Below are 21484 nucleotides of genomic sequence, written 5' to 3' on the forward strand. Positions count from 1 at the left end.
ACGGCAGTAATAGCCCGTCAAAACCCCAAACGGTACGAAACGGTTAGTCCCGTTTATTGGCGATTCCGACGATATGATTGCCTGCATATGCAACGAGAAACCGGCGCAGTGCTGATGGTGACAGCCCTCGTTCTCGCCAGCGTTCCGCTGGCGACCCTCGGAGGGTCGTCGCCATCGGCATCCGGCGAAGCGAACGGAGTAACATTACAGAACGTCACGGTCGAACAGTTGGAGTTGGCCAACGTCACAGTCGAAGACGCGACGATTCAGACGATGCACGCGAGTTCGGTGAACGTGCAGAGTCAGAATCGGACGCTCGAAAACGCGACGTTGCAAAATCTCAGACTTCAGCGTCTCTCGATGGAGAGCGTCTCGGTGTCGGACCTCCAGACCGACGACCAGACGCTCTCGCAGGCACTGAGCGGCAACACCTCAGTCCAGTCGGCCACCGTGCGGGACCTGACCATCCAGCGGATGAACGTCTCGCAGTTGACGGTCGGGAACTTCCGAGTGGTCTCCGAGGCGGGCCAGCAGGCCGGTGGAGAGACGACCACCGAAGAGGCGGCGCTTCAGGAGGAGACCACCACCGAGATGGACCAAGAAACGACCACCGAGATGGACCAAGAAACGACCACCGAGATGGGTGAAGAGACCACGACGATGGAGGCCCAAGAGACCACGACTGCGGCAGGCCAAGAGACCACGACTGCCGCCGCGGGTCAGACCCAGATGGATTCGGTCACTATCGACAGCGCGACCATCCAGACCGTGGACGTGCAGGAGATGTCCATCGGGACGCTCGTCCTGATGAACGTGGACACCAGCGCGGTCACGACGCAGGCCGAAGAGACCACGACGGCCGCCGAGGAGACGACGACTGCGGCCGAAGAGACCACGACCGAGATGGCAGAGGAAACCACTACCGCGATGGGCGAGACGACCACCGAGATGGGCGAAACCACGACCGAAGAGGCCGCACTTCAGGAGGAGACCACCACCGCGATGGGCCAAGAGACCACGACCGAGATGGGCGAACAGGAGACTACGACCGAAGAGATGGACGAAGAGACGACCACCGCGGCAGACGAAGGTGCGGGGGCACAAGACGGCGAAACGACCATCAGTAGCGTCTCCGTCGGGAGTGCGAGCGTCGGTACGGCGACCATCGGGTCCGCCTCGCCGAGTTCGGTCCAGATAGGGAGCGGCGGACTCGCAATCGTCGCGGTCCAGAGCCTCGACGCGCCCTCGGAAGTCCAGCAGGGCGAACAGTACACCGTGCGGGCCACGCTCGTCAACGTCGGCAACGAGCGAGTCACCAAGCGGGCGTCCTACCGCATCGGCGGTAACGTCGTCGAGTCGAGTCTCGTCCAGATTCCCGCTGGCGGTGCCGGAACCGTCACGCTCGAAGTCAACGTCGGGCAGTTCCCCGAAGGGACCTACACCCACGGCGTCTACACCGACGGCGCGCGTGCGACCGCCGAACTGTCGATAACGGCGGGCAACCAGACCGACACGGGCGAGATGAACGAAAGCGGCCAAGAGACCACGACCGAAGGCGGTCAAGAGACCACGACTGCCGCGGGCGGCGAGACGACCACCGCGGAAGCCTAGCGGACCACGGAACTCGACTCTTCTTTCGGGTCACTCGTCGGCGTAGCGACTGCTCACGGCGGTCTGCATCGCGTCGGAGTTGAACGCGCTTCCGGCGTTGCCGTCGCCGTCCAAGACGATGACGCCCGCCGACGACCCGGTGAGTTCGGCGAACTCCTCGATTGCCCGGTCGGCCGCGGATTGGGCGTCGTGGCCCGATTCGAGGTGCCGGACCGCCCGGCGAGTGAGGGTGGTCTTGGCGATGTCCTCGCCCGCGCCCGTGGCGCTGGCCGCGCCCGCGGGAGCGGCGTAGAACCCGCTCCCGATTTGGGGCACGTCGCCGACCCGCCCGGCCAAGGCTAACCACCGGCCGCCGGTGGAAGTCGCGGCGGCGAACTCGTCGCGGTCGGGGTCGAACGCGACCGCGCCCACGGTGTCGTGGTCCTTCGGATTGTCCCCGTCGGCCGCGCTCTCGGGACTCCCGCCGAACTTCTCGCGCAACCAGTCGAGGTGTTCGCTCGGGGTGCCTTCGGGGACCGAATCGAGGTCCTCCCACTTCTCGCGGGTGTCGTCGGACCAGAGGTCCACGCCGGTCTCGACGACGCCGTAATCCGCGGCGAGGTCCACGGCGTGGTCGCCCGAGACGAGGACGTGGGGCGTCTCCTCCATCACGACGCGGGCGGCGCTGACGGCGTGTTCGACGCCGGGCATCGAGCAGGCCGCGCCCGCCTCCCGGTCGCTGGTCATCACGCCCGCGTCGGTCCGAATCGCGCCGTCGCTCTGGACCGCGCCGCCGACCCCGGCGTTGAACCGCGGCGACGATTCGAGGACGCGAACCGCCGCCTCCACCGCGTCGAGGACCGACGACTCGCCCGCGCCGGTCTCGGCCGCCTCGTCCAACACTGCCTGTCTGGGTTCGGGTTCGTCGGGGTCGCTTCCGGCCCCGCCGTGAACGATGACCTGCATGCGAGGGCGTGGTTCGCGCGGGTTCTTAAGTCCGGCCAATCGGCGAGCGAGCGACGAGACGACGCGAGGGTCGAAGGCGAGGCGAAGGCAATGCCGGAAATCTATAGGTAGGGAAAACTGTTAGAAATACTGCCGTAGGCACGTTTTCGATTGCTTAAACAATTGTTTGAATTGCTTTCGAGCAGAACGGACCGGTGTTCGACATCCGCGCGCTCCCGGCATCTCTGTTCACGCTGGCGCGCGCTGGCGCGGCCCGCAAGTGGCCGCGCCACCGTCGCGCGAGGGATGACCGAACGAGCGGAGCGAGTGAGGGAATCGGTTGGGGAGGGCGTGGCCCGCGGTAGCGGTGCGGGGCGGTCGCGGTTCTCATCGGTTCAAGCCTGAAGCTAGCTTCACGGGTCCTTTCCGTCTGTCGTCCACAGGTCGTCGTCCTGTTCGCTCTCTCCGGAACAACTCCACCACCGCGACCACCCTACCACCACCACACAACCATCACCACAGCACCTACCTGTTCGGCGACCAATCAGTAAACGACCATGCCTACCTACGTCAGAGACGCCGCCGCCGACTTCGAGGAAATCGACCGCTGGCGCGACGGCCGCGGGTGGATGGCCCACCCCGAGGAAGACGCCCGCCGCGCCGGTCACGCGATTCGGGGCGACGACGGGGGCGTCTGGCTGTTCGACCCCCTCGACGCGCCCGGTGTGGACGAACTCGCCACCGAACTCGGCGACGTGGCGGGCGTGGTCGTCCTCTCGAACTACCACGCCCGGGACGCCGGGCGAATCGCGCGCCGTCACGACGTTCCCGTCTACCTCCCGGCGTCGATGACCCGCGTCGGCGAGCGCGTCGCCGCGCCGGTCGAACGGTGCGCCGCGACCCTCGGCGACTCCGGCTTTCGAGTGCGTACTCGAACGCCGCTTCCCGGGTGGCGCGAGGCGGTGGCCTACCGGCCCGCCGACGGCACGCTCTACGTCCCCGACCTGCTCGGGACCGCACCGGTCTACCGGGTCGGCGACGAACGACTCGGCGTCTACCTGTTGCGCCGACCGGTACCGCCGCGGGACCTGCTCGGCGGACTCGAACCCGAGCGACTGCTGTTCGGCCACGGGAGAGGCGTGTTCGAGGACGCCGCAGACGCGCTCTCGGGGGCTCTCGACCGCGCACGCACCGGTTTTCCGCGGGCGCTTTTGACCAGCGGGCCGACCCAGATTCGGGCGCTAGTCGGCGCGATTCGGGAGTGAGTATCGTCCACAAACTAGGAATTTAAGGGAATTTATGGCACTCACGCGGCTAAACGGCAGGCCTTTTATCCCTCTCCCACGCAGGTTCGGATGTTATGAGCTACGACAAGGTGGAAGTCCCCGAAGGCGGGGAGAAGATTACCGTCGAGGAAGAAGGCGAGGACGGACTGGACGTTCCCGAGAACCCGATTATCCCCATCATCCACGGGGACGGAATCGGGCAGGACGTTGGCCCGGCCGCCCAGAAGGTCCTCGAAAAGGCCGCCGAAGCGACCGGCCGAGAGGTCCATTGGATGCGCCTCTACGCCGGCGAGAGCGCACGACAGGAGTACGGCGAGGACGTGAACCTCCCCGACGAGACGGTGGACGCCATCCGCGAACACCGCGTCGCCATCAAGGGTCCGCTCACGACCCCTGTCGGCGCTGGCTTCCGGTCGCTGAACGTCGCGCTCCGCCAGACCCTCGACCTCTACGCCAACGTCCGACCGACCTACTACCTCGACGGCGTTCCGTCCCCGATGAAAGCGCCCGAGGAGATGGACATGGTGACGTTCCGGGAGAACACCGAAGACGTGTACGCGGGCATCGAGTGGGAACAGGGCACCGAGGAAGTCGAGAAGGTCCGCAACTTCGTCGAGGACGAGATGGACATGGACGGCATCATGCACGAGGGACCCATCGGTCTCGGTCTCAAGCCCATCTCCGAGAAAGGGAGCAAGCGCCTCGTCCGTGAGGCCATCGACTACGCCATCGAGAACGACCGCGACAAGGTTACGCTGGTCCACAAGGGCAACATCATGAAGTTCACCGAGGGCCAGTTCGGTTCGTGGGGCATGGAAGTCGCCGACGAGGAGTACCCCGACGAGGAAGTCTTCGCCGCGCCCGATTCGCTCTGGGAGGAACAGGACGAAGTGGACATCCCCGAAGACGCCGTGATGGTCGAGGAGCGACTCGCCGACGCGATGCTCCAGTGGATGCAACTGCGCACCGACGAGTTCGACGTTCTCGCCATGCCGAACCTCAACGGCGACTACCTCTCGGACGCCGCGGGTGCCCAAATCGGCGGTCTGGGCATCGCGCCCGGCGCGAACTTCGGTGACAACCGCTGTCTCGCCGAACCGGTCCACGGCTCGGCACCCAAGCGCGCCGGACAGGACATGGCGAACCCGACCGCGCTCATCCTCTCGGGTCGCCTCCTGTTCGAGTACCTCGGGTGGGACGACACCGGCAAACTCATCCGCGACGCCGTGGAAGAGACCATCTCCTCGGGCAAGGTCACCTACGACCTCGAACGCCAAATCGAGGGCGGCGAGAAACTCGGCACCACCGACTACGCCGAGGAAATCTGCGCGAACATCGAAGACCTCGCGTAATCGCCGACTCCGGAGAATATCTTTTCTCGACCCGACCGCTATTTTTCCGACCGCTACGCGGGACAGTCGCGACGACCGAGCGATTAATAAATCTCACCGCTTTCATTTAAATACATTACTAGATAATTATAAAATAAATGGGCGCGATGACGCAGTATGGTAGAACCACCCGACCAGTCTGACCGCATCGACAGCGAACGCCGGACGCTTCTGCAGAGTGTTGCAGGTCTCGGGGCCGCCGGTCTGCTCGGGGGCGCGAGCGTCGGGTCCGCAGGGGCCGTCACGACCGGCGGATGGGACTGGTTCGGCGGACTCGAACACACCGCACTCGGGAGCGCCGAACCGACGCTGGAAAACGGGTCGCTCGTCGTTCCGGGTCTCGACGACACCGGCGAGTCCGGCGTCGGCGTCGGACTCGGCGAAGCGGGCGGCATCACCGTGAACACGACGCTAGACCCGTCGGTCCCGGTAGACTCCTACCGGGAGTTCCGAAATCGCGGCGTCGTCAACGGCGAATCGGGCGTCGGAATCGGTCGGTTCCGGACCGTCCGAACCGACTCGCCGAACGGGTTCGCGGTCGAACCGAACTTCGAGAACCTCGGTTCGGGGTCGTACACGTTCGAGGTGTACGACCGCGGCGACCGCGTCGGGAGAGTCGAAGAGGCGACCGACCCGTCGTACATCCCCGACCGTGACGTGGAGTTCGAAATCAAAATCGTCGTCATCTGGACCGACGCCGGGCCTATCATCAAAATCGTCATCGTGGGCATCGAAGACCCGATAATCGGTCCGCGGATGGACGAGTACGTCGGCGACGAAATCCGAATCCGACCCGAGAACCTCGATGCGGTGCCCGATGCCGCGACCGGTCTCGACGTGGTCGGTGTGGGCCGAGAACAGTTCACCATCGACGACGAAGCGGTCCACGCTGTCGGTCGTCCCCACCGCCGACTCGGGAACGCGCGCTTCGACCCGGTAAACCTCGGGTCGTCGCTCGGCGTCGGAAACGTCGGGTCGTCCGGCGAGGACGGATTCGGCATCGACCTCGACGGCGTGCAGTCGTTCGAATTCGAGTACCGCGACCTCGACCTGACCGTCGAAGGCGCGGTTCTCGAAGGCTACTACTTCGGGCCGTACGGCGGGTGGCCCATCGGCCCGCCGCCGGTCGCGTCACTGACGAACGTCGGCGGCGAACTCGAAATCCGGGCCGACTTCACGGAAGTCGGGAGCGAGGCCGTTCACGCCCGCGTATTCGAGGGCAACGACATCGTCGGCGAGACCACCCTCGAAGCGGGCGTCGTCGGCACCATGCCCGCCGAGTTCGTGGACGGATGGTGCGGGTCCGACGGCGACCCGCCGGGCATCGAGTTCCGACCCGGAGACGGCGGCGACCCGGTTCCGCTTCCGTTCGCATTCGCCGACGGCACCGAACTCGAAGGCGACCGACTCCGCCTGAGTCCCGTGAACCCGACCGAGGACCTCTCGGGACTGTCGGAGTTCGGCGCGAGAGTGGCGAACGTCGAACCGTTCGGTATCGTGAACGAGACGCTCTGAACCCGGAACGAACCGGGGTCGGACTTTTTTGTCGTCGGTAGGTTAAATTCTCCTATGGAGAGATTTATAAAACTTCGCGTGAGTGATTAACACATGAGTACGAAGGAGGCACCGGGGAGCGGCAGTCGCCTCGACGAGTGGCTTGGAGAGAACTTCGACCAGCTCCTGCCGTGGAAACGACGTGCAGAAGCGTTCTACTACGAGAAGCGCGCACAGAGCGCCGAGAACAGCGGCGACTACGAGACGGCGGTAGAGTACTACGACCGGGCGGTCAGCGTCCGGGGTCGCCTCGGCGAACGGGAGAAGTCCGTGGACCTCGGACTGCGACTGGCGAGGGCGGCCCGCCAGAGCGGGGACCTCGGGACCGCCCGCAAGCACTACGAGCGCGTGGTCGAACTCCACGCCCGTCAAGAGGACGCGAACGGGGCGCTCGACGCTTTGGAGCCACTGCTCGACATCCTCCAAGAGGACGGTAACGACGCCGAAATCGCCCAGTGGTGGGGCCACGCCCTCATGATTCTCGGAAAGGCCGAACCGGGCGAAGTTTCGGAAAAGCGCCGGAACGACCTCATCCAGCGCTACGCCGACGAGATTCACAGCGAGGACAGCGCGGGCCGCCTCTACGGGTTCGCGCTCAACCGGTTGTTGGCCGACGAAGACGAGTCGGGCGCGGAACTGCTCGACGCGACGTGGGAGCGCCGGGATGTCGTCCGCGAACAGGTCGGTCAGTTCCGGGTCGTCCTCGCGGCGGGCGTCGGAAGGGTCGCCCACGCCGAAATCGCCGGTCGGGACGTGGACCGCGAGGAGACGCTGGCGTTCGTCGCCGACCACCGACAGCGACTCTCGGACGCCGCGACTGCGCTGTTCGAGTACCTCTACGACGGCGAGACCGACACCGACCCCGACGACCTGCGGTCCGGCATCGGACCGCAGAACGAGGCGGAACTCCGCGACGTGGAAGCCGAGGTGTTCGGCCGATTCCTCGCGGAACTGGACTGACTGTCGAGACGGGTCCTTTTTTTTCGACTCCCACGCTCCCCGAGCAATCGCGCCCGAACGCCGCCGACGCCTCGAAATTTCGACCGGAAGGACGCCTACGCCGAGTCGAACCTTTAGGTACTCCACCGTCATCGGTACGCACGCATGGAAGTCGTACCAAAAGACGCGGAAGAATCGACCGAGGCAGTGGCGGGCGTCCACCTCTCGCTACTCGCCGGTGCAGACGAGATGAACGTCCAGCACTTCCTGATAGAACCCGGCGCGGAGGTGCCCGAACACGACCACGAGAACGAGCAGACCGGCTACATCACCAACGGGACGCTGACGTTCGTCGTGGACGGCGAGGAAATCGACGTGAGCGCGGGCGACTCCTACGCCATCCCCGCCGACGAACCCCACGCCGCCGAGAACCGCGGCGACGTGCCGGTAGAGGGCGTGGACGTGTTCAGTCCGCCGCGGGAGAACCCCGACTGGAAGGACTGACGGCCCGAGAGACGGCGCGGAGACGGGCGACTCGTCGTGACGGTCGCGTCGGGACCGAGCGGTACGACGGAAGCGGACGCGCGGGTGGCGAACGAGCGGGGCTACTTCTGGGAGGCTTAGAGAAAGCTACGTAATCGTAAAAGAAATCTATAGAAGTGGAAAAGAAAGAATTTCAGTGTCTCGGCGACCCGCCAGTCGCGCGAGTCCGAACATTCACGTACGAAAAAGCCCGACCGATGAGTATGTACGCCGTCGTGGGGTGTAGCGACTGTCAGGCGCTCAAAATCGTGGAGGGTCGTCCCGAGACCACCCAGTGTCCCCGGTGTGGCAAGCGCCGGAAGTTCGAGAAGTTGCGGACGTTCGTGGAGACCGACGACGAGGACCACGCCCGCGAGGTCCGGTCGTCGATGCTCGCCAACCGGCAGGACGAGGGCGAGGCGTTCGCGGAACTCGACTCGTTCGCCGAGATGGAGTCACAGGTCGAGGACGTGGGCGTCTCCGACGAGGAGTATCTGGAGGCGTCGGGCATCGACGCCGAGGAAGTCGCCGCGGCCGCCAACCGCGTGGAGAACCGGTCGGCCAGCACGCGGGGCACCTCCCGGAAGGACACCGTGCTGGCGGCCCTGCGGGAACTCGACCGGCCGACCGAGGACGAGGTGATTTCGTTCGCGGACGAGCGCGGCGTCCCGGCCGAGTACGTCCGCGAGGCGCTGGAAAAACTGGCGCGGCGCGGCGAGGTCAGCGAGAGTCGCGGCCGGTATCGGTTGCTCTGAGCGTCCGAAAAGACGACTCGTCACGCCAGTCCCGTCGCTTTCCACAGCGAAACCGCGAGCGTCAGGACCGTCAGCACGAGTTTCAGCAGTCGCAGGAACTGTGCGAACCGCGAGTCGGTGAGGGAGTCGTCCCTCTCGGAAGTGGTCGCGGTCATGGCAAATGGTCCCTCGGTGGCGGCGCGCGACGTTCGCAGGTAGGGGTGACAGCGGGGTCGGGTGGAGACCGAATCGAACTGCTGGAGTCCGCGCCTCACGGAGGCGGCAACGCTGGGTGCAGGAACTCACCGCCGCCTCCGTCGGCCACTCGGGGACCACTTTCGGCTACGAGCGAGAGAGGGATAAACCTCAGCCACGTGCGCAGTGAAAGTAAAAGTGGTCGCGCGGCCGGAGGTTCGGACGACGGAGCACGGCCACCCGGAATGGGAACTGTTAGGGGTCGCGCCCGCCATCGCCCGGACATGACCGACGATTCCGGCGCTTCCGACCCGGACGCACTCGCCGAGAAGGTGCGCGAGGGAGAACTGCGACTCCACGAACTGGACGAGTACGCCGATCACGAGACGGCCGCGGCCGCACGCAGACGACTGCTGGAGGCCGAGACGGACGCCGACGTGGACGCCATCGGCGACTACGCGTTCGACGCCGAGCAAGCCGACGCCAACATCGAGAACATGGTCGGCGCGGCCCAGATTCCGATGGGTGTCGCCGGACCCGTGGAAGTCGCGGGCGGCGCGGCCAGCGGCGAGTTCTACCTGCCCCTCGCTACGACCGAGGGCGCACTGCTGGCGAGCGTCAACCGCGGTTGCTCGGTCATCGCGTCGTCGGGGGGCGCGGACGCCCGCGTCACCAAGTCGGGGATGACCCGCGCACCGGTCTTCCGGGTGTCGGGCGTCGCGGAGGCCGAGGAGGTCGTCTCGTGGGTCGGCGAGAACGCCGACCGACTCCGCGAGGCCGCCGAATCGACCACCAGCCACGGCGAACTGCTGGACATGGACACCTACGTCGTCGGCGACTCCGTGTACCTCCGGTTCGTCTACGACACCAAGGACGCGATGGGGATGAACATGGCGACCATCGCCACGCGGGAGGCCGCCGAACTCGTGGAAGAGGAGACGCCCGCCTCGCTCGTGGCGCTCTCGGGCAACCTCTGCACCGACAAGAAACCCGCCGCCATCAACGCCGTCGAGGGCCGGGGCCGGAGCGTCACCGCGGACGTGAAGATTCCCCGCGAGACGGTCCGGGACCGACTCCACACCACGCCGGAGGCCATAGAGGAGGCCAACACCCGGAAGAATCTGGTCGGGTCCGCCAAAGCCGGGAGCCTCGGGTTCAACGCCCACGCCGCGAACGTGGTCGCCGCGGCGTTCCTCGCCACCGGGCAGGACGCCGCGCAGGTCGTAGAAGGGAGCAACGCCATCACGACCGTCGAAGCCCGCGACGACGACCTCTACGCCAGCGTCAGCCTCGCCAGTCTGGAGGTCGGTACGGTCGGCGGCGGGACCAAACTCCCTACCCAGTCGGAGGCCCTCGACGTGTTGGGTCTGCGCGGCGGCGGTAATCCCGCCGGAAGCAACGCCGACGCCCTCGCCGAAATCATCGCGGTGGGCGCGCTCGCCGGGGAACTCTCGCTTCTGGCCGCCCTCGCGTCCCGCCACCTGTCGAGCGCCCACGAAGACCTCGGGCGGTAGGCGGGCGAGTCGGACCGCCTCGGCGCGCGCAGGCGCGACTTCTCCACTCCCGGCGCGCGCTGGCGCGGCGCACGAGCGCGCCGCGCCCATTCGCGCGAGGTCATCGGGAGCGAAGCGACCGATGGCTCGGCAGACGCGGGTTGTCTGCCGGGGGACGACTGAGCGAGTACCCGAAGGGTACGAGTGAAGGAGTCGGTTGGGGAGGGTGTGGCCCGCGGTCGCGGTGCGTTTGGGTGGACTGAAAGGGGCCGCGCGCTCGCGCTTGCGTGGTCGTCTCAGCGCGGCCACTATTTCGCGCGCGTAGTTCTACGCGCGCGAAATATCCCGCTGAGCGACCGCGAGCGCGCGGGGGCTTTCGAGAACGAAGTTACCGAAGCTCCGTTCTCGGTCGTTACTCCATCTCCGACTCCCGCCGCTATCTCCCATCCGTCGAAAAAGCGCCATCGCGCATCCGGTAGCCACAAGAACGCCGAGTCCCAAGACCCACGTAGCAATGGTCTCGGCCGCGACAGTCTTCGGGTTCCTGCTCATCATGGTCGTCAACACCGTCTTGGCGGCGGTCGCCATCCGATTCTTCCGCCTCCGCCTCACGACGACGTGGGGTGCGGTGGTGTACACCGCGGTCCTCGTCCCACTGCTTTACTTCGGGACCACCATTCTGCTCTCGGGATTCATCGGATTCGGCGGGAGCGGCGTTCAAGACCGGGGAACGGCGCTCATCTTGGTGTGGGTCGTCCCGTTCACGCTGGCGGTATCGCTGGACATCTTCTGGTTGCCCTCGCCCGACGAGGTGGAACTGCCCGACAGCGCGCGGTGACGCCACCCCTTCGCTTTTGCCGTCTCAGTCCGTACTCCCCGGCCATGAGTCACTCCGACGCCGAGGTCCACCCGACCGTCGAGGAAGTCGCGGCCGACATCGCCAGCATGGAAATCCGCGGGGCGGCGACCATCGCCGACGCCGCGGCCGAGGCGCTGGCCGACCAAGCCGAACACAGCGACGCCGAGACCCCCGAGGCCTTCCGAGCGGAGATGCGCGCGGCGGGTCGCCACCTCCGGGGGACCAGACCCACCGCGGTCAGCCTCCCCAACGCACTGCGGTACGTCCTCCGCGGGATGCAGGGGAGTACGGTCGAGCAGTTGCGCGGGACGGTGGTCGAGAGCGCCCGCGAGTTCCAGCGCGAACTCGACCAAGCGCAGGACAACCTCGGGGAAATCGGCGCGAACCGCCTCCGGGACGGCGACACCGTGATGACCCACTGTCACTCGACCGACGCGCTCTCGTGCGTCGAGAAGGCCCTCGAACAGGGCAAGGAGATTAGCGCCATCGTCAAGGAGACCCGCCCGCGCAAGCAGGGCCACATCACCGCCCGGCAACTCCGGGAGTGGGGCGTGCCCGTTACGCTGGTCGTTGACAACGCGGCCCGACGGTATCTGGACGAGACCGACCACGTGCTGGTCGGCGCGGACTCCATCGCGGCCGACGGGTCGGTCATCAACAAAATCGGCACCTCCGGACTCGCGGTCAACGCCCGCGAGCGCGGCGTCCCCATCATGGTCGCGGCACAGACGCTCAAACTCCATCCCGACACGATGACTGGTCACACGGTCGAAATCGAGATGCGCGACGAGCGCGAAGTCCTCGCCGCAGACGAAGAAGCCGAAATCGACGGCGACATCGGCGGCGACGGCCTGACCGTCGAGAACCCCGCGTTCGACGTGACGCCGCCGCGCTACGTGGACGCCATCGTGACCGAGCGCGGCCAGTTCCCGCCAGAGAGCATCGTGACGCTGATGCGGGAGTTGTTCGGCGACCAGCAGGGCGGCGAACCGTGGGAAGAGTAGTCGAAACAGCCGGTTGACCGACTGCCGACGCCGGGAAACGCCGATTTCCCCGACGAACCGCCCGGATAACTTTCCGTCGGAGCGTCGTCGGTCCGGCGAGTCATGAACGAGACAGAGCGACGCCGGTTTCTCCGGGCCGCGCTCGCGGGCGCGAGTCTCACGCTCGCGGGGACGGCGGCCGGGCAGGACGACAGCGACGGCGAGGACGACAACGAGGGGAACGACAGCGATGGTCTCGTCACCGTCCAGAGCAACGAGAGCGTCGGCGCGACTGTCGAGCGCATCGAGGAGGACATCGAGGACAACGACGACCTGATACTCGTGACGACCGTGGACCACGCACGGAACGCCCAGTCCGCGGGTCTCGACCTCCGGCCGACGACGCTGATACTCTTCGGGAACCCGAACCTCGGGACGAAGCTGATGCAAGCGAGTCAGACCGCGGGCATCGACCTGCCTCAGAAACTGCTCGTCTGGCAGGCCGAGGACGGCACCGTCAACGTCACCTACAACGACCCGGCGTGGCTAGCCGACCGCCACGAGGTCGAGGGCCGAGAAGACGTGCCGAACACGATTTCGAACGCGCTCCGGTCGCTGGCGACCGGACAGTGAGCGAGTCGGCGGTGCGGGTGCGTCCGCCAGCGGACGCACCCGCACCGCCGACTTTCCGCGCCCGTCGCGGAGACAACGATAGTTGTTCGCCAAAGCAATGTTAGTATGTGCTTCGGAAATGAAAGCATTTCTTAAACGACGATACGGGTTTCCGTCGGCCGTTCGTGAAAACACCCGAAACGTCCGCGAAAGCAGTGCTTACCCGGCCGCGGAGCGCGGAAATCCGGGATTTCCCTCGAAACGGTGGCGCGGGTTCATGACGGTGCCGGAGAGTGCGCGCAAGTGATGGCACTCAGCAGACGCGAACTGCTCGGCTACGCAGTTGCTGGCGCGACTGGCACGGGAATCACGGCGGCACAGGAGCGTTCCGAACCCGGCGTCGGACAGCGGTGGCAGTTGGGCGGCGTCTACGCCCGTCCCGCCCGAATCGGCGACACCGCCGTCACCTTCCGGGCCTCCGCGGAGTCGAAGTACGACACCGACTACGAGGTGGAAGTCGCCCTCTTCTACCGACCGAAAGCGGCGGGCGGCGCGAACGCCACCACCGGCGGCAAGTGGCGAAACGCCGGGTCGAAGACCGGCGCACTGTCCGAGAGCGTCTATCTCGAAGCTACCGTGTCGGACCTCGAACCCGGCCGAACCTACGAGTACCGGGCCGAGGCGTACCTCACGAACTACGACGGCCACTCGCGGCGGGTCAGCGAGACGTTCGCGGTCACGGCGGGCCGACCCTGCTCGGGTCCCTCGACCAACTGCCTGCGCGTGGCGACCCGCTCGCCGGAAGTCAGCGACGACGGGAGCGAAGTGACCCTCCGGGCGACTGCGAAGGGTCTCGCCGCCTACGACGAGGTGGCGGGCCACTTCTTCTACCGGCGCGAGGGAAGCGACGAGAAGCACTGGACCGACTACGTGGCCGTCTCGGGCGAGTCGAACGGCGGCGACTCGGGCAAGTTCTCGGCGACCCTCTCGGAGTTGCCCGCGGGGTCCTACACCTACTACGCGGAGGCCCGCGGCGAGGGCGGCGGGATGAAGAACATGTACGGCGAGGGGCGAGAGCGGGCGTTTCGGGTGGAGTGAGGTGTTCGCGGGGGAAGAAGCGTAGAAGCGTTCGCGGAGAGGAGTTTCGGGGAAGCTAGCTACTTCCGACACCGATGAGAACCGCCCCGCACCGCCACCGCAGGCCACGTCCTCCCCAACCGACTGCGGTCCTCGCTCCCTGCGGTCGCTGTGGTCCTCGTCCCTCGCGCGACGATGGCGCGGCCACTCCGGGCCGCGCCAGCGCGCGCCGACGTGGAACCGTCGATAGCGCGTCCCGCCACTCAGTCCGTCAACCCGTACCCGCGCTTGAACAGCACCACGTCGAGCGCGAGGATGGCCGCGGTCAGGGCCGAGAGGACCGCCAGCGACCAGTTGGGGTCAACCTCCGAGACGCCCAGAAAGCCGTACCGGACGCCGTTTACCATGTACACCATCGGGTTCAGCATCGAGAGTTCCTGATACGGCGACGGAAGCTCTCGGACCGCGTAGAACACCCCGCCGAAGAACACCAGCGGTCGGACGATGAACTGGTTCATCATCGTCAGGTTGTCCCAGTCGTCGGCCCAGAGACCGCCCACGACGCCGAAACTGGAGAACAGGAGCGTGATGACCAGCGCGAACGCCACGAGGTAGAGCGGTCGCTCGACACCGACCGGCGTGAAGAACGCGCCGATGACCGCGATGAGCGACCCGACGAGCAGGCCCCGAGTCGCGCCCGCGACGATGTAGGCGACCACCATCCGCGAGTAGGACATCGGCGAGGTCAGGGTCTCCTCGATGTAGTCGTTCCACCGCCCGTGGAAGATGGAAAAGGAGGCGTTCTCGAAGGCGTTCGAGATGGCCCCTAGCACCACGAGACCCGGTAGGATGAACAGGATGTACGGAATCGGGTCGCCGCCGAGACGTATCCCGCCCACCCGGTCGCCGAGGATGACCCCGAACACCGAGAAGTAGAGGACGTTGGTCACGAACGGCGGGACGAAGGTGTTGCGCGGCCGCCGGATAAATCGCAGAATCTCGCGGCGCGCGAGCGTCTTGAAACCGGTGAGACCCGAGAGAGTCACGGCGAGTCACCTCCCGGACTCCCGCCCAGACCCCCGTCGGCGGCGACTGCTTCGACCTCTTGGTCGCTCCCGCCCTCGCGGGTCATGTCCACGAACACCTCTTCGAGCGAGGTCCGGGAGATGTCGAAGTCCACGATTTCGTGGCCGCCGCGGTCCAGCGCGCGCACGAGGTCCGGCGCGACGAGTCCGCCCTGCGTCGCGGTCACGACCAACTGGTCGCCGTCCATCTCGACGCTCTCGACCCGGCCCTCTCGCTCGCCCGCCGAGAGCGTCGGCAGGTCGGGCGCGCTGGCGGGTGCGTCCCGGAGCGTGACCCGAATCCTGTCCGGCCCGCGGTCCATCAGTTCCGCGGGCGTCGCCACGGTCAGCAGGTTGCCCGAGTCCAGAATCGCCACCTCGTCACAGAGGCGTTCGGCCTCCTCGATGTAGTGGGTCGTGAGCAGAATCGTCGTCCCCGACTCGTTGAGTTCGGTGATGAGGTCCCAGAGGTCGTGGCGCAACTGCACGTCCACCCCCGCGGTGGGTTCGTCCAGAATCAGCAGGTCCGGGTCGGTGATGAGCGCTCGCGCCAGCATGAACCGGCGCTTCATCCCGCCCGACAGCCAGTTGAATCGGGTGTCGCGCTTCTCGTAGATGCCCACGCGCTTCAGCACGTCGTCGGCGCGTTCGCGGGCCTCGACCGACGGAATCCCGTGGTAGCCAGCCTTGTGTTCCAGCACTTCGCGGATGGGAAAAAACCGGTCCACGTTGAACTCTTGGGGCGCGAGACCGATTGCGTCCCGCGCTTCCCGGTAGTCGTCTTCCACGTCGTGGCCGAACACCTCGGCCCGGCCGCCCGACCGACGGACGAGTCCCACGAGGATGTTGATGAACGTGGTCTTGCCCGCCCCGTTCGGTCCTAGCAGACCGAAGAAACTCCCCTTCGGAACCGAAAGCGACACGCCGTCGAGCGCCTGCACGCCCTCGTACTGCTTTCGGAGGTCCTCGACTTCGATGGCGGCAGTCATTGGCGAGGCGTAGACGCGTCGCGGCGAAAAGGGCGTTGGTACGCGGCCCGGACCGATACCCGCAAAACTACAGGTACCCCATCTGCTCCAGATGCTCGCGGGCCTGTTCGTCCACCGCCGCGGTCTGCTTCTCGCCGTACGCGCCCACCGAGGGTTCGGCGACGAGGTTCTTTCTGGCTCCGTTGTGGGCTACGAACCACGGGACTTCGACCATCTCGTCGGTGTAGACTCGCTCGGGGTGGCCGTAACCCCGAATCGGGACGGGGAACTCGCGTTCGCCCAACAGCATCCCGTGGTCGGCGGTGACGGCCGTCTTTCCGGGGAGGTCCGGCAGGAGTCCTTCGACTTCCGAGAGAACGAGTTCGAGGTTCTCGCGGTAGACCGTCCGAAGGAGTCGCTCGGGCGCGTCGATTCGCCCGAGGAACTTGTCGGCGAGTGGGTTGGAACGGTAGTCCGGGAACGCCGCCCTGCCTCGCTCGCCGAGGTACGGGGCGTGAGGCTGGACGAAGTGGACCAGCAGGCGCTTGTCGGGGTACTCGACCGCCGCGTCGCGGGCGGCCTCGGCGAGGGGTTCGGGCGGCACGCCGTCGTCGCCGTAGTCGATGGCGTCGCCCCACACGTCCACCACCTCGTGGAACTCCGCGGTGGCCGACCCACGGGACTCACGCGAGTCGAGGGTGCCGTCTAGGTCGAACTCCCGGCCCACGTCGGCGAAGGTGTCGTACCGACACCCGTCGAGAATCAGGCAGTTGTCCCAGTCCTCCTCGAAGAGCGCGGTGCCGCCGGTGTTGTAGTCGCGCCCGCCGAGGCGGGTCCAGTAGAGGCGGTTGAGTTCCCGAAGCGCGGCGCGAGGGTTCTCGACGCCCTGCCGTAACTGTTCGAGTGAGTACATCGACCCCGGCTTTCATCCGGTCGGCCTTTGTTACGCTCCCGTTGGGGGGCGAAAGCGGCGTCCCGAAGCCAGCGACGGCGGCTCATCGATACCGCCGCAGGTTCTCGGTCCGGAGTTCGTCGCGGGCGTGCCACGTCCGGGGGCGTAGCGCGACGACGGCCGCCGCGAGGTAGGCGAGGAACACGACCCCGGTCACGGCGAGACCCGGAATCCGACCGATGGCGGCGCTCGCGGGCCACGGGCGCAGGGCGAACGCGACCACGCGGATGACCCACGCCGCGAGCAGGACGGTGAAAAGCGGCAGGTACACCCGGCGCAGGCGGTGGGCGACGGCTTCCTCGGCGGTGATTTTGAGGGTCGGCGTCCGGTAGTCGTCGGCGAGGCGCGCGCGCCAGTTCTCGTCCACGAGTCCCTTCGAGGGGTCGAGACCGTAGGCGAACACGTTCTCCTGTAGCGTGCGGACTCGGGAGCGCCACACGTCGTACGCTCGGTACCGATGGGCCTCCACGAAGAGGAACAGCGAGACGACCGCCGCGCCGACCAGCACGACGTAGTGGGGGTTGCCCGCGCTGGAGAACGCCCACGTCAGGATGGCCGCGATGACGATGACCGCCCAGTTGGTCGTCTGGTCCAATCGCTCGCGCCACAGCGTCATCCGGTGAATCTCGCCGCGGTAGAGGTGGGCCATCGAGGAACTCGGTCCCATCTCGGCGTCGAGCAGGCCCTTGCCGACGGTCGAGTCGGGCGGGGGCGCGTCGTCTTCGTCGGTCTCACCGCGGGTCTCGTCCTCGGGGTCGCTCATGTCGCCGCCTCACCCCGGTCGAATCGGTCTTGCATAGTTAGTTCCACGCTGTACAAAATAGCCGCTCGACGGCTATTTGATTTCCGCTATAGAGTCGAAGCCGTCGTTCGGGGCCGTCGCAGACTGACCGACAAGATGCGCTCGGCCGACCAACCGGCAGGGTGCGCCCGGCCAATCAGCCGACAGGGTGCGCCCGGCCAATCAGCCGACAGGGTGCGCCCGGACGACCAACCGACAGGGGTGGATAAAGGGGCCGCCCGCTCGCGGGCCGCAGGCCCGTGGTCGTCTCTGTGGGCCACTATTCGAGTGAACGAACGCAGTGAGTGAGCGAGAATATCCCGCAGAGCGACCGCGAGCGGGCGGGGGCTTTCGAGGCCTTCACCACTACGATTCTGGCGGTTACGATAGCAGTACGTAGCGAGCGGTCGAAACCTCCTCCTGAAATTCAAAAGTCCGTCAGCTTCGCTTCCATCGCTCCCTTCGCGTCGGTGTCGAACTCCGAGAGCGCCACGAACTCCAGTCCGTTGTCCCGGAGCGCGCGCCGGACGCGCTCGGAGGCGTCGGGCGCGACGAGCATCCCTCGAACCTCGTCGTTTTCCTCTCGGTAGAGCGAGACGTACCGCTGGAGTTGGTCGAAGTGGTTCAGCGTGGCCTGAATTCGCTTGACCTCCACGACGACCGGGGTACCGTTCCCGTCTCGGGCGAAGAAGTCGATGAAGCCGTACTTCGACTCGCGCTCGTGTTCCACGACGCGCAGGCCCTCCTCCAGCGCGTCGGGGTTGGCTTCGATGTACTCGTGCATCTCGGCCTCGGTGCCCGACTCCTCGTAAGTCGCGCCGTCGGTGGCGTCGAAGCGCGTCAGACCGTAGGCGTCGAGAATCCGGGCTTCCACGCGCTCGCTCGGGTTCGTGCGCCGCGCGAGCAGAACCGCGTCCCCGTCGCTCGTGCGCGCGGAGACGCTTCCGCCGCCGGGCATCCAGTTGACCGGCTTGTGGCCGGTGGGCTGGTGGACCAGAAACGTGCCGTCGGGCTTGGCGACCAGAATCCGGTCGCCCGGTCCGAGGTGGCCGGAGGTCCGGCCCTCGTACGCTACTTCACAGCGGGCCTGCACGGTCAGCATCGCGCCGTCCCGGAACGCCGCCTTCGCCTCGGCGACGAGAGTTTCGGGATTCGGCGCGTCGAGTTGCTCGGCGACCATTCGTCTTTGCTCGGTGGTCGGGAGCGGGGCAAAAAGGTAGGGGATTCGGATGTGGGCGACGGGGGACACGAGGGGAAAGAGAAGAGTCAGACGTGACGGGAGAGTGCCGACGCGAACGGACAAGGAGAGGAGAAGCTAGCTTCAGGCTTGAACCAATCAAGACCGCACCGCCCCGCACCGCCACCGCACCTCACGCCTCCCCAACCTCGGCGGCCGCGTCCGCGGCCGCCGTCCCTCGCGCGGACGGGCGCGACACGCTCCGCGGTCGCGCCCGCACGCGCCGAATTTGTACGCCGAGACGTGCGTAGCAATCTCTAAGGAATATCCACTCGTGCAAAAGAAAGAAAAATATTGCCGAAACCATCGTTTTTCTGTCTCAGGTGCGCGCGTCGGAAGACGCGCGCACCCCGCGGCGACTCAGAACTCCTCGTCCACTTGGCGGGTCGTCTCGGCGATGCCCTCGGAGTTGTCCACCGTCAGGTGGTCCATCGAGATGGGGTCGAACTGCTCGCGGTACATCGCGTGAATCTCGAAGTCGGCGTCGCTCTCGTCGTCCTCCCGACTCTCGATTCGGTCGCGGACCTCCTCCTCGGCGCATTCGACTTTCACCAGTCGGAAGTCGGCCTCCAGCGACTCGGAGACCACCGTCGCGCGGTTCCGGTAGCGGGTGTCTTTGAACGTGCCGTCCAAGACGACGTTCCCGCCGTCTTCGACTTCCTCGCGTGCGCGGTCGAACATCTCTCGGTAGACCATCCGGGCCTCCTCCTCGGTGTAGTCGGGGTCCGAGAGAATCTCCTTGCGAATCACGTCGGTCCGGAGGAGTCGCGCGTCGAGGCGTTCGGCGATGTCCTCGGCGACGGTGGTCTTGCCGACTCCCGGCAGGCCGCAGACGACGACCAACTGCGGGGTCTCCTGCCGTCTGTCGAGCGTCTTCGTCTCAGACACGACAACCACCGACCGCCCCTGATTGCGTTCTCGCGCAGGTCCGGGTCATTTCAATTACTGTAACCCACGAACCCAACCCCTAATGAAGGTGTGGAAAACCGAACGCGAGTGGGACCGACCCCCGAGCGCGGTCCCCGTCGGTCGGCAACGCGCCCGACGGGACCGGCGCGCACTCCCGGAAACGGCGACCCGCGAGGCGACATCTATTAATGGAACGTGTTGACACAGTACGTCATGGCAGACCACGACCGGCGGTTCGAGACCAGAGAGGTCCACTCGGGCGGGGACTCCGGCGAACACGGCGCGGTGACGCCGCCCATTCACGCCACCGCGACCTACGAGTACGAGACGCCGACCGACACCCGCGGCGACTACCGCTACTCCCGGATGGCCGAACCCACCCGCGACCGACTCGAAGCGGCGTTCGCCGAGATGGAGGGCGGGACCCACGCCTCGGCGTTCGCCAGCGGCATGGCCGCAATCGACGCGGTGTTCTCGCTTCCCTCGAGCGGCGACCACGTGGTCGCGGGCGCGAACCTCTACGCCGAGAGCCACGAACTCCTGACCAACGTCTACTCGGAGTACGGCGTCGAAGTCACCCACGTCGAAATCACCGACGCCGAAGCGGTCGCCGACGCGATTCGGCCCGAGACCGAACTGGTCTACTTCGAGACGCCAACCAACCCGATGCTCCGCATCGGCGACGTGGCGGCCATCGCGGAGGCCGCCCACGACCACGGGGCGCTCTGTGCGGTGGACAACACCTTCGCCTCGCCGTACCTCCAGCGACCGCTCGAACTCGGCGCGGACATCGCGGTCGAGTCGCTGACGAAGTACGTCGGCGGCCACTCCGACCTCATCGCGGGCGCAGTCGCCACCGACGACGAGGCAGTCGCCGAGCGCATCGAGTACGTCCAGTACGCCCGCGGCGCGATTCCGAGCGCCTTCGACTGCTTTCTGGCGCTCCGGGGCGTCAAGACCCTCTCGGCCCGGATGGACCGTCACTGCCGGAACGCCCGGCGGGTCGCCGAGCGGTTGGACGACCACCCCCGAGTCGAGAGTGTCCACTACCCCGGACTGGCGTCCCACGAGAACCACGACATCGCGGCCCGCCAGATGGCCGACTTCGGCGGGATGGTGAGCTTCGAGTTGGCGGGCGGCGTCGAAGAGTCCGCGCGGTTCGCCGCGAACCTCGACGTGTTCACCCTCGCCGAGAGTCTCGGCGGCGTCGAGAGCCTCGCGGAGGTCCCCGCCGTGATGACTCATCAGGACTTCTCGGAAGAGGAGTTGGCCGAGGCGGGCATCGGCGAGACGCTGGTCCGCCTGAGCGTGGGCACCGAACACCCCGACGACCTGCTGGCGGACTTAGACGGGGCCATCGAAGCGACCTTCGAGGCGGCCACCGACTAGCGAC

The 21484-nt window shown here is 66.6% G+C and carries 21 protein-coding genes; 13 read left to right on the top strand and 8 right to left on the bottom strand.

Annotated features, from left to right (window positions below; translation table 11 throughout):
• Positions 1 to 87: 87 nt before the first annotated feature.
• A complete protein-coding gene (locus P2T60_RS12705; protein ID WP_276279623.1) occupies positions 88 to 1611 on the top strand; it encodes a hypothetical protein in 1524 nt (507 codons plus the stop codon).
• Between the two features lie 30 nt (positions 1612 to 1641).
• Here P2T60_RS12705 and P2T60_RS12710 read toward each other — a convergent pair whose 3' ends face one another.
• Complete coding sequence (locus P2T60_RS12710) at positions 1642 to 2556, bottom strand: isoaspartyl peptidase/L-asparaginase family protein (RefSeq protein WP_276279624.1); 915 nt, start codon at positions 2554 to 2556, stop codon at positions 1642 to 1644.
• Between the two features lie 536 nt (positions 2557 to 3092).
• Here P2T60_RS12710 and P2T60_RS12715 point away from each other — a divergent pair.
• From P2T60_RS12715 to P2T60_RS12740, 6 genes are all read left to right on the top strand, one after another.
• The gene (locus P2T60_RS12715) at positions 3093 to 3800 is read left to right on the top strand and encodes a hypothetical protein (protein WP_276279625.1); all 708 of its coding nucleotides are present in this window, start codon (positions 3093 to 3095) and stop codon (positions 3798 to 3800) included.
• A gap of 95 nt (positions 3801 to 3895) precedes the next feature.
• Entirely contained in the window at positions 3896 to 5173 is a 1278-nt protein-coding gene (gene icd, locus P2T60_RS12720; protein WP_276279626.1) for an NADP-dependent isocitrate dehydrogenase, read from the top strand.
• Between the two features lie 156 nt (positions 5174 to 5329).
• The gene (locus P2T60_RS12725) at positions 5330 to 6727 is read left to right on the top strand and encodes a hypothetical protein (RefSeq protein WP_276279627.1); all 1398 of its coding nucleotides are present in this window, start codon (positions 5330 to 5332) and stop codon (positions 6725 to 6727) included.
• Between the two features lie 93 nt (positions 6728 to 6820).
• The gene (locus P2T60_RS12730) at positions 6821 to 7726 is read left to right on the top strand and encodes a tetratricopeptide repeat protein (RefSeq protein WP_276279628.1); all 906 of its coding nucleotides are present in this window, start codon (positions 6821 to 6823) and stop codon (positions 7724 to 7726) included.
• Between the two features lie 144 nt (positions 7727 to 7870).
• The gene (locus tag P2T60_RS12735; RefSeq protein WP_276279629.1) at positions 7871 to 8209 is read left to right on the top strand and encodes a cupin domain-containing protein; all 339 of its coding nucleotides are present in this window, start codon (positions 7871 to 7873) and stop codon (positions 8207 to 8209) included.
• A gap of 242 nt (positions 8210 to 8451) precedes the next feature.
• Entirely contained in the window at positions 8452 to 8982 is a 531-nt protein-coding gene (locus tag P2T60_RS12740) for a DUF5817 domain-containing protein (RefSeq protein WP_276279630.1), read from the top strand.
• Between the two features lie 20 nt (positions 8983 to 9002).
• Here P2T60_RS12740 and P2T60_RS12745 read toward each other — a convergent pair whose 3' ends face one another.
• Entirely contained in the window at positions 9003 to 9137 is a 135-nt protein-coding gene (locus P2T60_RS12745) for a hypothetical protein (protein ID WP_276279631.1), read from the bottom strand.
• A gap of 303 nt (positions 9138 to 9440) precedes the next feature.
• On the opposite strand from P2T60_RS12745, the gene hmgA reads away from it, so the two are divergent.
• The 5 genes from hmgA to P2T60_RS12770 all read left to right on the top strand — a co-directional run bounded on the left by hmgA (position 9441) and on the right by P2T60_RS12770 (position 14201).
• Entirely contained in the window at positions 9441 to 10670 is a 1230-nt protein-coding gene (hmgA, locus tag P2T60_RS12750) for a hydroxymethylglutaryl-CoA reductase (NADPH) (RefSeq protein ID WP_276279632.1), read from the top strand.
• A 493-nt stretch (positions 10671 to 11163) separates the two neighbouring features.
• Positions 11164 to 11487, top strand: a complete 324-nt coding sequence (locus P2T60_RS12755; protein ID WP_276279633.1) for a DUF7991 family protein — start codon at positions 11164 to 11166, stop codon at positions 11485 to 11487.
• 44 nt (positions 11488 to 11531) lie between these two features.
• Positions 11532 to 12512, top strand: a complete 981-nt coding sequence (locus tag P2T60_RS12760; protein ID WP_276279634.1) for a ribose 1,5-bisphosphate isomerase — start codon at positions 11532 to 11534, stop codon at positions 12510 to 12512.
• A gap of 102 nt (positions 12513 to 12614) precedes the next feature.
• Positions 12615 to 13124, top strand: coding sequence for a DUF302 domain-containing protein (locus P2T60_RS12765; protein WP_276279635.1), 510 nt, complete (start codon positions 12615 to 12617; stop codon positions 13122 to 13124).
• A 285-nt stretch (positions 13125 to 13409) separates the two neighbouring features.
• Entirely contained in the window at positions 13410 to 14201 is a 792-nt protein-coding gene (locus P2T60_RS12770; protein WP_276279636.1) for a hypothetical protein, read from the top strand.
• A 242-nt stretch (positions 14202 to 14443) separates the two neighbouring features.
• On the opposite strand, the gene P2T60_RS12775 is transcribed toward P2T60_RS12770, so the two are convergent.
• The 6 genes from P2T60_RS12775 to P2T60_RS12800 all read right to left on the bottom strand — a co-directional run bounded on the left by P2T60_RS12775 (position 14444) and on the right by P2T60_RS12800 (position 20070).
• Positions 14444 to 15226 carry an ABC transporter permease gene (locus tag P2T60_RS12775; RefSeq protein ID WP_276279637.1) on the bottom strand — a complete coding sequence of 261 codons (783 nt, stop codon included), beginning with the start codon at positions 15224 to 15226 and terminating at the stop codon, positions 14444 to 14446.
• A complete protein-coding gene (locus P2T60_RS12780) occupies positions 15223 to 16233 on the bottom strand; it encodes an ABC transporter ATP-binding protein (protein ID WP_276279638.1) in 1011 nt (336 codons plus the stop codon). Before P2T60_RS12780 ends, P2T60_RS12775 begins: the two co-directional genes overlap by 4 nt.
• A 67-nt stretch (positions 16234 to 16300) precedes the next feature.
• The gene (locus P2T60_RS12785; protein ID WP_276279640.1) at positions 16301 to 17125 is read right to left on the bottom strand and encodes an alkaline phosphatase family protein; all 825 of its coding nucleotides are present in this window, start codon (positions 17123 to 17125) and stop codon (positions 16301 to 16303) included.
• An 82-nt stretch (positions 17126 to 17207) separates the two neighbouring features.
• Positions 17208 to 17927, bottom strand: coding sequence for a DUF2270 domain-containing protein (locus P2T60_RS12790; protein WP_276279641.1), 720 nt, complete (start codon positions 17925 to 17927; stop codon positions 17208 to 17210).
• A gap of 445 nt (positions 17928 to 18372) precedes the next feature.
• Positions 18373 to 19125 carry an endonuclease NucS gene (gene nucS, locus P2T60_RS12795; RefSeq protein ID WP_276279642.1) on the bottom strand — a complete coding sequence of 251 codons (753 nt, stop codon included), beginning with the start codon at positions 19123 to 19125 and terminating at the stop codon, positions 18373 to 18375.
• Positions 19126 to 19542: 417 nt separating this feature from the next.
• Positions 19543 to 20070, bottom strand: coding sequence for a P-loop nucleotide/nucleoside kinase family protein (locus tag P2T60_RS12800; RefSeq protein ID WP_276279643.1), 528 nt, complete (start codon positions 20068 to 20070; stop codon positions 19543 to 19545).
• A 234-nt stretch (positions 20071 to 20304) separates the two neighbouring features.
• Here P2T60_RS12800 and P2T60_RS12805 point away from each other — a divergent pair, with 234 nt between their 5' ends.
• Positions 20305 to 21480: a trans-sulfuration enzyme family protein gene (locus P2T60_RS12805; protein WP_276279644.1), complete on the top strand. Its 1176-nt coding sequence runs from the start codon at positions 20305 to 20307 to the stop codon at positions 21478 to 21480.
• Positions 21481 to 21484 lie beyond the last annotated feature (4 nt).

Origin of the sequence: Halorussus caseinilyticus, from assembly GCF_029338395.1 — an archaeon.
Taxonomy (GTDB): Archaea; Halobacteriota; Halobacteria; order Halobacteriales; family Haladaptataceae; genus Halorussus; species Halorussus caseinilyticus.